We start from the raw sequence: 10,042 nt of genomic DNA, 5'->3' as shown, positions 1-10,042 counted from the left end.
TCTCTAAGACTAACTTCCCTTAATTGTCATCATCGTTGATCTCAACCGTTTCGATTTTTGGTTTTTCTATTTCGATCATCAAATAACCCTCCTTCAAAACGTCGAAACCTCGACTAGTAAATTAACTAATCGAAATTCCCCCATGTATACGTTCCCGTTTTGTGCACAACAACTGGAATAAATCTTCTGTATGAACGGAAAAATTAGTATCATATCCCATTATAGACAGCGATACAAATTCTATACAGAAAAATTAAACACGACGGCGTTTTGGTGGACGGCATCCGTTATGAGGAACAGGAGTAACGTCTTTAATAGCTGTTACTTCAAGACCTGCAGCTTGTAGCGCACGAATTGCAGCCTCACGACCTGCACCAGGTCCTTTAACTGTAACTTCTAAAGTCTTCATACCGTGTTCAATAGATGTCTTAGCTGCAGTTTCAGCAGCCATTTGTGCTGCGAATGGAGTAGATTTACGAGAACCTCTAAATCCAAGCGCACCAGCACTAGACCAAGAAATTGCATTACCATGTACATCAGTAATTGTTACGATTGTATTGTTAAATGTTGAACGGATATGTGCAATACCTGCTTCAATATTCTTTTTAACACGACGTTTACGTGTATTAGTTTTACGAGCCATTTAAATAACCTCCTTTGCCGATTACTTCTTCTTGTTCGCAACAGTCTTACGAGGACCTTTGCGTGTACGAGCGTTGTTTTTCGTGTTTTGTCCACGAACCGGTAAACCACGACGATGACGTAATCCGCGGTAGCAGCCAATCTCCATTAAACGCTTAATGTTAAGAGAAATTTCACGGCGAAGGTCACCTTCAACTTTTAATTTGTCGATGATATCACGGATTTTGTTTAATTCGTCTTCTGTTAAATCACGCACACGAGTATCTTCAGAAACACCAGCTTCTGCTAATACTTTTTGTGCAGTATTTTTACCAATACCATAAATGTAAGTTAAAGAGATAACTACACGTTTTTCACGTGGAATATCTACACCAGCAATACGTGCCATTAGTTAGCGCACCTCCTTCAAGATTAACCTTGTTTTTGTTTATGTTTAGGGTTTTCACAGATAACCATGACTTTACCGCGTCTACGGATAACTTTGCACTTTTCGCAGATCGGCTTAACAGATGGTCTTACTTTCATTATCCTAACCTCCTTAGTAATACGGAGTGCAAGCAACTATTTAAAGCGGTAAGTAATTCTTCCGCGTGTTAAGTCATATGGAGAAAGCTCAACAGTAACTTTGTCACCCGGAAGGATGCGAATGAAGTGCATTCGGATTTTACCAGAAACATGAGCTAGCACGGTATGACCATTTTCTAATTCTACCTTAAACATTGCATTTGGCAAAGTTTCTAATACTTTACCTTCAATTTCAATTACATCATCTTTGGCCATTAATTCGTCTCCCTTCTCATTTCAATTATTACATTCGAAAATGTATCGCAAATACTTTTCTTAGGTACAAAACAATAGCAACCTTTTAATATTAACATAATGTTCGACTTCTGTCCGCAAGTATATACTACATTGTATGGAAATTCAAATTCCACATGTAAGTCTTGCCCAACTCTCGGTCCTACATACTCCGTACAATAGAAAAGCAATTTACATCCACATACTTTTGAAGCTTATTGAAGAGATGTTCGAGAGTCGATCTACGATTAAACTAATGGCCATTAACGCAAGTCCCCGACCAATTGCTGAATATCAGCAAATACTTTATTAATATCCTGCTGGCCATCAATTGTGCGCAGGTAACCTTTAGTCTCATAGAAAGTAAGCAATGGTTCTTGTTGTTTGATGTTGACGTCTAATCTATTTTGAACTGTTTCAGCATTATCATCCGCTCGTTGATAGAGCTCACCGCCACATTTGTCGCAGACACCCTCTTTTGCAGGAGGATTAAAAACTAAATGATATGTTGAGCCGCATTCTTTACAAATACGACGGCCTGTCAAACGATCCATTAAAATACTTTTATCTACATTTATATTAATTACATAGTCAATCTTTTTATCTAAATCAGATAATAGATTTTCCAAAGCTTCTGCTTGAGGTACCGTTCTAGGAAAGCCATCAAGTAAAAAGCCATTTTTACAGTCATCTTTACTTAACCGTTCACGAACGATGCCGATTGTTACTTCATCAGGAACAAGTTCGCCTTTGTCCATGAAAGACTTAGCTTCTAACCCTAGTCCTGTTCCTTCTTTCATCGCTGCACGGAACATATCTCCAGTAGAGATATGAGGGATGCCGTATTGTTCGACGATTTGTTCGGCTTGAGTACCTTTTCCAGCACCCGGAAGCCCCATTAATACTAAATTCACACGTGTTCCCCCTCGTGCTATTTATTGGTTTAGGGAACATAAGTCCCCGAAACCATTTATTTAATAAAGCCTTTATAATGACGTTTAACGAGCTGCGCTTCAAGTTGTTTCATCGTATCAAGTGCAACACCGACGACGATAAGCAAGCTTGTTCCCCCAATTTGAGCTGATTGCGGTAAATTCGCCACATTAACAAAAATAATCGGCAGAATCGCAATTACTGTTAAGAAAATAGCACCCACAAATGTTAAACGATATAGTACCCGTGTTAAGTATTCCTGTGTACTCCTGCCTGGTCTTATACCAGGGATATAACCGCTTTGCTTCTGTAAGTTTTCTGCCGCTTGTTCAGGGTTAACCTGAATAAAAGCATAAAAATACGTGAAAGCGATAATCAGAGCAGCATATAATGTCATTCCAATAGGATGGGAATAATCAAAAACTCTTGTAATCCATAGGGTTACGTCATTAGTTGGAAAAAATGAAGCAACTGTTCTAGGAGTTACAATGAAGGAAACTGCAAAGATTACAGGGATAACACCAGCTGCATTCACTTTTAACGGCATATGAGTGGATTGCTGCGCCCCTGCATTACGTCCGTTAATAGCTCTTTGTTTCGCATACTGTATTGGAATTTTTCTTGTTGCTTGTTGAATGAAAATAGTACCTACCACTATTGCAATTACAGCTAAAAGAATTAAAACAACCGTAACAATACGGAGGAATAATTGCTCACCAGCATTTTCAAACTGCTGTACATAAATCTGATTTACTGTATTAGGAATACTTGCAACGATACCAGCAAAGATGATAATGGAAATACCATTTCCAACACCCTTTTCAGTAATTTGCTCACCTAGCCACATCAGAAATGCAGTACCAGCAGTTAAAACAACTGCTATTAATAAATAAGTACCAATTCCAGGATTATTAATCAACTGACCGTTCGCCATATTATTAAAGCCATAAGACATACCTAAAGCTTGAATAAAGCCTAGCACAATCGTGAAATATCGTGTAAACTGAGCTAACTTACGACGTCCAGCATCCCCTTGCTTTGACCATTCCGTAAATTTCGGAACTACATCCATTTGTAAAAGCTGAATAATAATGGAAGCAGTGATGTAAGGCGTAATACCCATAGCAAGGATGGAGAAGTTTTGCAACGCTCCACCACCAAAGGTATTTAAGATCCCAAAGACACTTAATTGATCTTGTGCTGCCAAAATTTCAGCATTTACATTCGGAACAGGAATAAAACTGCCTAGTCGAAATACGATTAACATTAAAAGAGTAAAAATAATTTTTCTTCTAATTTCAGCCACGCGCATAAAATTGGAGATTGTCTGGAACATTAGATCACCTCAGTAGTTCCACCTACAGCTTCAATTGCTTCTTTGGCAGTAGAGGAGAATTTATGAGCTTTAACTGTCAGTTTTTTCTCTACGTTCCCTTTTGCAAGAATCTTAATTCCTGCTTTTTCGTTCTTAACTAAACCAGTTTCAATTAGAAGTTCTGGAGTAACTTCTGTACCCTCTTCAAACTGATTAAGAACATCAAGGTTTACAATTGCGTATTCCTTACGGCTGATATTAGTAAAACCTCGTTTTGGTAAACGACGGAATAAAGGTGTTTGACCACCCTCGAAACCAAGACGGACACCGCCGCCGGAACGAGCATTTTGACCTTTATGACCTTTACCAGCAGTCTTACCTTGACCAGATCCGATACCGCGTCCTAAACGTTTACGTTCTTTACGAGAACCCTCAGCAGGTTTTAGTTCATGAAGTTTCATATTGGCACCTCCTTATGAAAGAAAACAATTAATTATTGTTCTTTTACTGTTACAAGGTGAGCAACTTTTGTAATCATACCGCGGATTGCAGCATTATCTTGGTGCTCAACTGTTTGATTTAATTTACGTAAACCTAGAGCAGTAACTGTCGCGCGTTGGTCTTCAGGGCGACCAATTACGCTGCGGTTGAGGGTAATTAATAGTTTGTTTGCCATTTGATTTCCCTCCTTACCCTAGTAGTTCTTCTACTGATTTACCACGTAACTTGGCTACGTCTTCAGCACGTTTTAATTGTTTTAAGCCATCCATCGTTGCACGTACCATATTAATTGGAGTGTTGGTTCCTAAAGATTTAGATAGGATATCTCCTACCCCGCCTAATTCTAGAACAGCACGGACTGGACCGCCAGCGATAACTCCTGTACCTTCAGAAGCAGGCTTTAGAAGAATTTCACCAGCACCAAAACGTCCAATAACTTGGTGAGGAACAGTAGTTCCAACCATTGGCACTTCGATTAAGTTCTTCTTCGCGTCTTCGATTGCTTTACGAATCGCATCTGGTACTTCTTGAGCTTTACCAGTACCGAAACCAACATGACCGTTTTTATCCCCAACTACTACTAGCGCAGTGAAGCGAAAACGACGACCACCCTTAACAACTTTCGCTACACGGTTAACCGTTACAACGCGTTCTTCTAGTTCAAGTTTGTTTGGATCAATACGACGTATCATTTATGTGTCCCTCCTTTGTCTATTAAAATTGTAAGCCGTTTTCACGGGCTGCATCAGCTAGTGCTTGGATACGTCCATGATAAAGGTATCCTCCACGGTCAAAGACAACAGCAGTGATACCCTTTTCTACCGCACGTTTAGCGACTAATTCTCCGACCAACTTAGCTGCTTCAACATTGCTTGTAGATTCAAGGTTAAGATCTTTTTCCATAGTAGAAGCACTTGCTAATGTAGTTCCACTCATATCATCGATTAATTGAGCATAAAGATGCTTGTTAGAACGAAAAACATTTAGACGTGGACGAGCAGCAGTACCGCTAAGTTTCGCACGAACACGAGCATGTCTCTTCTTGCGGCTAGCATTTTTGTCAAGCTTCGTAATCATTTACGTCACTCCTTTCGTTTACCTATGCGGCATTACTTACCAGTTTTACCTTCTTTACGACGAACAAATTCGCCTTCGTAACGAATTCCTTTACCTTTATAAGGCTCTGGAGGACGAACTTGACGAATATTGGCTGCTAATGCACCAACACGTTCTTTGTCAGTACCTTTAATCGTAATCTTTGTATTAGCCGGTACTTCGATTTCAAGGCCCGTTTCTGGTTCAATTTCAACCGGATGAGAATATCCAACGTTTAATACAAGCTTGTTACCTTGCTTTTGAGCACGGTATCCAACCCCGATTAATTCTAATTTTCTTTCGAAGCCTTTGGAAACACCTTCGACCATGTTCGCGATTACCGCACGAGTAGTTCCGTGCAATGCGCGGTGTTCTTTCACGTCCGATGGACGAGTGATCGTAATAAGGTTTTCTTCAACTTTAATTTCAATATCTGGGCTAAAAGAGCGAGTAAGTTCGCCTTTTGGTCCTTTAACAGTAACGGTACTATTATTTAAAGTAACCGTAACACCTGTAGGGATTTCAATAGGTTTTTTTCCTACGCGAGACATTTAGTGCACCTCCATTCATTCAGAAACTATATTACCAAACGTAAGCTAAAACTTCTCCGCCGATTTGTTTAGCACGAGCTTCTTTATCAGTTATAACACCATTTGAAGTTGATACTAGTGCGATACCAAGTCCGTTAAGGACACGTGGCACCTCAGTAGATTTTGCATAAACTCTAAGTCCAGGCTTGCTTATGCGCTTAAGACCAGTGATAACACGTTCGTTATTTGAACCGTACTTTAAGAAGATACGGATGATACCTTGTTTATTGTCTTCGATAAATTCGACATCACGAACGAAACCTTCGCGCTTTAAGATTTCAGCGATTTCTTTTTTAATATTAGAAGCAGGCACTTCTAATTTTTCGTGACGCACCATATTCGCATTACGAATGCGAGTAAGCAAATCAGCAATTGGATCTGTCATGACCATTATTTTTACCTCCTTCCCAGAATTGGGTTTTACCAGCTGGCTTTCTTAACACCAGGAATTTGTCCTTTGTACGCTAATTCGCGGAAACAAATACGACAAAGCTTAAATTTACGGTATACAGAGTGTGGACGGCCACAACGTTCGCAGCGTGTATACTCTTGTACTGCATATTTAGGCGTGCGCTTTTGTTTCGCAATCATTGACTTTTTAGCCACGTTTTCGCCTCCATTATTTAACGATTACTTTTGGAATGGCATTCCAAATTGAGTTAACAGTTCACGTGCTTCTTCATCAGTGTTAGCTGTCGTTACGATAACGATATCCATACCACGAATCTTGCTTACTTTATCGTAATCAATTTCAGGGAAGATTAATTGTTCTTTAACACCCAAAGTATAGTTACCGCGACCATCGAATGATTTCTTAGAAACACCACGGAAGTCACGAACACGAGGTAAAGAAACAGAAACTAATTTATCCAAGAATTGATACATGCGCTCACCGCGAAGTGTAACTTTAGCACCGATCGGCATACCTTCACGAAGACGGAAGCCAGCGATTGATTTCTTTGCACGAGTTACTACAGGCTTTTGTCCTGTAATTGTTGCTAGTTCTTCAACAGCATTATCTAAAGCTTTAGCATTTGCTACTGCATCGCCAACACCCATGTTAATAACAATTTTATCAAGTTGAGGAACTTGCATTACTGATTTATAGTTGAACTTGCTCATAAGAGCAGGAGTAACTTCTTTTACAAACTTTTCTTTTAGGCGGTTCACTTATTGTACCTCCCTTCTAAATTTTAGACTATTTATCTAATAATTCACCGGATTTTGCTACGCGTACCTTTTTGCCATCAACCGTTGTGTAACCTACACGAGTTGGGTTACCAGACTTAGGGTCGATAGGCATAACGTTTGATACATGAATTGGTGCCTCAAAGCTCATAATTCCGCCTTGTGGATTCACTTGAGAAGGTTTTGCGTGTTTTTTCACGATGTTTACACCTTCTACTAGTACACGGCTATCTTTAGGATAGGCTGCTAGGATTACTCCTGTTTTGCCCTTATCCTTACCGGAGATAACTCTTACTTTGTCACCTTTTTTAACATGCATTCGTAAGCACCTCCTTAAAGGCAATTGAATTTATATTATAGTACTTCTGGAGCCAAGGAAACGATTTTCATAAAGTTGTTATCGCGAAGTTCACGAGCAACTGGTCCGAAGATACGAGTTCCACGTGGGCTCTTATCATCCTTGATAATTACACATGCGTTTTCATCGAAACGAATGTATGATCCATCAGGTCGACGAGCACCGCTTTTCGTACGAACGATTACGGCTCTAACAACGTCACCCTTTTTAACAACGCCACCAGGTGTTGCTTGTTTCACTGTACAAACGATAACATCACCAATACCCGCTGTCTTGCGGCCAGAACCACCAAGAACTTTAATGGTAAGTACCTCACGAGCACCAGAGTTATCAGCAACTTTTAAACGTGATTCTTGTTGAATCATGTGTGTAACCTCCCTTCGGAATGATGCTTATCCGAACAATTAAATAATAACTGCTTTTTCTGTAACTTCAACTAAACGGAAACGCTTAGTAGCTGAAAGCGGACGAGTCTCCATGATACGTACGATATCGCCGATTTTTGCTTCATTTTGCTCATCATGAGCCTTGAATTTCTTAGAGTATTTAACGCGTTTACCGTAAAGAGGATGCTTTTTGTAAGTTTCAACTAAAACAGTAATGGTTTTATCCATTTTGTCAGAAACAACGCGTCCAGTGTAAACTTTGCGTTGGTTACGTTCACTCATTATGTGAACCTCCTCTCAATTATTACTTGTTAACGCTGATTTCTCTCTCACGAATCACAGTTTTCATGCGAGCAATCGCTTTGCGTACTTCACGAATACGAGCTGTATTTTCAAGTTGACCAGTCGCTAATTGGAAGCGAAGGTTGAAAAGCTCTTCTTTTAAAGATTTAACTTTTTGTTCAATTTCGGCAGTGGTAAGGTCTTTAATTTCATTAGCTCTCATTTGATTCACCACCAATTTCTTCACGTTTTACAAACTTACATTTAACTGGAAGTTTGTGCATAGCAAGACGCAGTGCTTCACGTGCTACTTCTTCAGAAACACCAGCGATTTCAAACATTACTTTACCAGGTTTAACAACAGCTACCCAGCCTTCAGGTGCCCCTTTACCGGAACCCATCCGCACCTCTAGAGGTTTTGCAGTATAAGGCTTATGAGGGAAGATTTTAATCCAAACTTTACCGCCACGTTTCATGTAACGAGTCATTGCAATACGGGCAGCTTCGATTTGACGGTTAGTGATCCAAGAAGCTTCAGTAGCTTGTAAGCCGAATTCACCGAATGTTACTTCAGTGCCACCTTTAGCGTTACCACGCATTTTTCCACGGTGTTGACGGCGATATTTAACGCGTTTTGGCAATAACATATTATTTGCCTCCTTCCGCAGATTTCTTCTTAGTAGGAAGGACTTCTCCCTTATAGATCCATACTTTTACGCCTAGCTTACCATAAGTAGTATCAGCTTCAGCATGAGCATAGTCGATATCAGCGCGAAGTGTATGAAGTGGAACAGTTCCTTCGCTGTATTGTTCTGAACGTGCAATATCTGCACCGCCAAGACGACCTGATACCATTGTTTTAATACCTTTTGCTCCTGCACGCATTGCGCGTTGAATAACTTGCTTTTGTGCACGACGGAAAGATACACGATTTTCTAATTGACGAGCAATATTTTCAGCCACTAGTTTCGCATCAAGATCAGCTCTCTTGATTTCAAGAATGTTGATGTGAACACGTTTGCCAGTTAATTGATTTAAAGCTTTACGAAGTGCTTCAACTTCAGTACCGCCTTTACCGATAACCATACCAGGCTTAGCAGTATGAACTGTTACATTCACACGGTTTGCCGCACGTTCGATTTCAACTTTAGAAACAGAAGCATCTTTCAAACGCTTCGTGATGTACTCACGAATTTTAAGGTCTTCGTGTAAAAGATCAGCGAAGTCTTTACCAGCGTACCATTTAGATTCCCAATCTTTGATGATTCCGATACGCAAACCGACTGGATTTACTTTTTGACCCACAGGTTATCCCTCCTTCTTTTCTGATAGAACGATTGTGATGTGGCTAGTGCGTTTGTTGATCTGACTTGCACGGCCCATTGCACGAGGACGGAAACGTTTCAACGTTGGTCCTTCATCTACAAAAGCTTGAGTTACTACCAAGCTATTTACGTCCATTTCATAATTGTGCTCGGCATTTGCCATAGCAGATTTTAAAACTTTTTCCACGATTGGAGAAGCAAACTTTGGAGTGTGATTTAAAATCGACACCGCTTCACCAACTTGCTTTCCTCGAATTAAATCTACGACTAAACGTGCTTTACGAGGAGCAATACGAACTGTTCTTGCAACAGCTTTAGCTTGCATTTGGATGCCCTCCTCTCTTAACGTCTGGTTTTCTTATCATCATTACCATGGCCTTTGTAAGCACGAGTTGGAGCAAATTCTCCAAGCTTGTGTCCTACCATGTCTTCAGTAACATATACAGGCACATGTTTGCGACCATCATAAACAGCGATTGTATGGCCAATAAATTGTGGGAAGATCGTAGAACGACGTGACCAAGTTTTAACAACTTGCTTACTTTCAGTTTCATTTAACTTTTCGATCTTAACCATTAAATGATCATCAACAAATGGTCCTTTTTTAAGGCTGCGACCCATGGATGAAC

22 protein-coding genes are annotated in these 10,042 nt (G+C 40.0%); all 22 read right to left on the bottom strand.

Annotated features, from left to right (window positions below):
* Positions 1-253: 253 nt before the first annotated feature.
* Positions 254-643 carry a 30S ribosomal protein S11 gene (gene rpsK, locus ACIQAA_RS30120; RefSeq protein ID WP_075689916.1) on the bottom strand — a complete coding sequence of 130 codons (390 nt, stop codon included), beginning with the start codon at positions 641-643 and terminating at the stop codon, positions 254-256.
* Positions 644-664: 21 nt separating this feature from the next.
* Positions 665-1,030: a 30S ribosomal protein S13 gene (gene rpsM, locus ACIQAA_RS30115; RefSeq protein ID WP_026565543.1), complete on the bottom strand. Its 366-nt coding sequence runs from the start codon at positions 1,028-1,030 to the stop codon at positions 665-667.
* A 23-nt stretch (positions 1,031-1,053) separates the two neighbouring features.
* Positions 1,054-1,167: a 50S ribosomal protein L36 gene (rpmJ, locus tag ACIQAA_RS30110; protein ID WP_000868344.1), complete on the bottom strand. Its 114-nt coding sequence runs from the start codon at positions 1,165-1,167 to the stop codon at positions 1,054-1,056.
* Positions 1,168-1,203: 36 nt separating this feature from the next.
* Positions 1,204-1,422 carry a translation initiation factor IF-1 gene (gene infA / locus ACIQAA_RS30105; protein ID WP_034676129.1) on the bottom strand — a complete coding sequence of 73 codons (219 nt, stop codon included), beginning with the start codon at positions 1,420-1,422 and terminating at the stop codon, positions 1,204-1,206.
* A 281-nt stretch (positions 1,423-1,703) separates the two neighbouring features.
* Positions 1,704-2,354 carry an adenylate kinase gene (locus ACIQAA_RS30100; protein WP_402626952.1) on the bottom strand — a complete coding sequence of 217 codons (651 nt, stop codon included), beginning with the start codon at positions 2,352-2,354 and terminating at the stop codon, positions 1,704-1,706.
* A 56-nt stretch (positions 2,355-2,410) separates the two neighbouring features.
* Positions 2,411-3,709: a preprotein translocase subunit SecY gene (secY, locus tag ACIQAA_RS30095; RefSeq protein WP_402626949.1), complete on the bottom strand. Its 1,299-nt coding sequence runs from the start codon at positions 3,707-3,709 to the stop codon at positions 2,411-2,413.
* Positions 3,709-4,149, bottom strand: a complete 441-nt coding sequence (gene rplO, locus ACIQAA_RS30090) for a 50S ribosomal protein L15 (RefSeq protein ID WP_283863033.1) — start codon at positions 4,147-4,149, stop codon at positions 3,709-3,711. The genes secY and rplO overlap by 1 nt, the downstream gene beginning before the upstream one ends.
* A gap of 32 nt (positions 4,150-4,181) precedes the next feature.
* Entirely contained in the window at positions 4,182-4,364 is a 183-nt protein-coding gene (rpmD, locus tag ACIQAA_RS30085; protein ID WP_034676120.1) for a 50S ribosomal protein L30, read from the bottom strand.
* Positions 4,365-4,377: 13 nt separating this feature from the next.
* Positions 4,378-4,878, bottom strand: a complete 501-nt coding sequence (rpsE, locus tag ACIQAA_RS30080) for a 30S ribosomal protein S5 (RefSeq protein WP_402627018.1) — start codon at positions 4,876-4,878, stop codon at positions 4,378-4,380.
* A gap of 25 nt (positions 4,879-4,903) precedes the next feature.
* A complete protein-coding gene (gene rplR, locus ACIQAA_RS30075) occupies positions 4,904-5,266 on the bottom strand; it encodes a 50S ribosomal protein L18 (protein WP_179603643.1) in 363 nt (120 codons plus the stop codon).
* 32 nt (positions 5,267-5,298) lie between these two features.
* Positions 5,299-5,835: a 50S ribosomal protein L6 gene (rplF, locus tag ACIQAA_RS30070; protein ID WP_402626944.1), complete on the bottom strand. Its 537-nt coding sequence runs from the start codon at positions 5,833-5,835 to the stop codon at positions 5,299-5,301.
* A 31-nt stretch (positions 5,836-5,866) separates the two neighbouring features.
* The gene (gene rpsH / locus ACIQAA_RS30065) at positions 5,867-6,265 is read right to left on the bottom strand and encodes a 30S ribosomal protein S8 (RefSeq protein ID WP_045516527.1); all 399 of its coding nucleotides are present in this window, start codon (positions 6,263-6,265) and stop codon (positions 5,867-5,869) included.
* Between the two features lie 29 nt (positions 6,266-6,294).
* Positions 6,295-6,480 carry a type Z 30S ribosomal protein S14 gene (locus ACIQAA_RS30060; protein WP_034676107.1) on the bottom strand — a complete coding sequence of 62 codons (186 nt, stop codon included), beginning with the start codon at positions 6,478-6,480 and terminating at the stop codon, positions 6,295-6,297.
* 24 nt (positions 6,481-6,504) lie between these two features.
* A complete protein-coding gene (gene rplE / locus ACIQAA_RS30055) occupies positions 6,505-7,044 on the bottom strand; it encodes a 50S ribosomal protein L5 (RefSeq protein ID WP_402626940.1) in 540 nt (179 codons plus the stop codon).
* Between the two features lie 28 nt (positions 7,045-7,072).
* Positions 7,073-7,381 carry a 50S ribosomal protein L24 gene (gene rplX, locus ACIQAA_RS30050; protein ID WP_402626937.1) on the bottom strand — a complete coding sequence of 103 codons (309 nt, stop codon included), beginning with the start codon at positions 7,379-7,381 and terminating at the stop codon, positions 7,073-7,075.
* 35 nt (positions 7,382-7,416) lie between these two features.
* Complete coding sequence (rplN, locus tag ACIQAA_RS30045) at positions 7,417-7,785, bottom strand: 50S ribosomal protein L14 (protein WP_402626935.1); 369 nt, start codon at positions 7,783-7,785, stop codon at positions 7,417-7,419.
* A 39-nt stretch (positions 7,786-7,824) separates the two neighbouring features.
* Complete coding sequence (gene rpsQ, locus ACIQAA_RS30040) at positions 7,825-8,088, bottom strand: 30S ribosomal protein S17 (RefSeq protein WP_034676097.1); 264 nt, start codon at positions 8,086-8,088, stop codon at positions 7,825-7,827.
* A gap of 22 nt (positions 8,089-8,110) precedes the next feature.
* Positions 8,111-8,311, bottom strand: coding sequence for a 50S ribosomal protein L29 (gene rpmC / locus ACIQAA_RS30035; RefSeq protein WP_034676094.1), 201 nt, complete (start codon positions 8,309-8,311; stop codon positions 8,111-8,113).
* Positions 8,301-8,735 carry a 50S ribosomal protein L16 gene (gene rplP / locus ACIQAA_RS30030; RefSeq protein WP_034676090.1) on the bottom strand — a complete coding sequence of 145 codons (435 nt, stop codon included), beginning with the start codon at positions 8,733-8,735 and terminating at the stop codon, positions 8,301-8,303. Before rplP ends, rpmC begins: the two co-directional genes overlap by 11 nt.
* 1 nt (position 8,736) lies before the next feature.
* A complete protein-coding gene (gene rpsC / locus ACIQAA_RS30025; protein WP_034676088.1) occupies positions 8,737-9,393 on the bottom strand; it encodes a 30S ribosomal protein S3 in 657 nt (218 codons plus the stop codon).
* A 3-nt stretch (positions 9,394-9,396) separates the two neighbouring features.
* Positions 9,397-9,738, bottom strand: a complete 342-nt coding sequence (gene rplV, locus ACIQAA_RS30020; protein WP_034676086.1) for a 50S ribosomal protein L22 — start codon at positions 9,736-9,738, stop codon at positions 9,397-9,399.
* Between the two features lie 17 nt (positions 9,739-9,755).
* Entirely contained in the window at positions 9,756-10,034 is a 279-nt protein-coding gene (gene rpsS / locus ACIQAA_RS30015) for a 30S ribosomal protein S19 (RefSeq protein ID WP_095250620.1), read from the bottom strand.
* Between the last annotated feature and the right edge of the window lie 8 nt (positions 10,035-10,042).

This window comes from Neobacillus sp. NPDC093182 (assembly GCF_044754045.1).
Note: the sequence above shows the minus strand (reverse complement) of the source record. Positions and strands in the feature narration are given on the sequence as shown.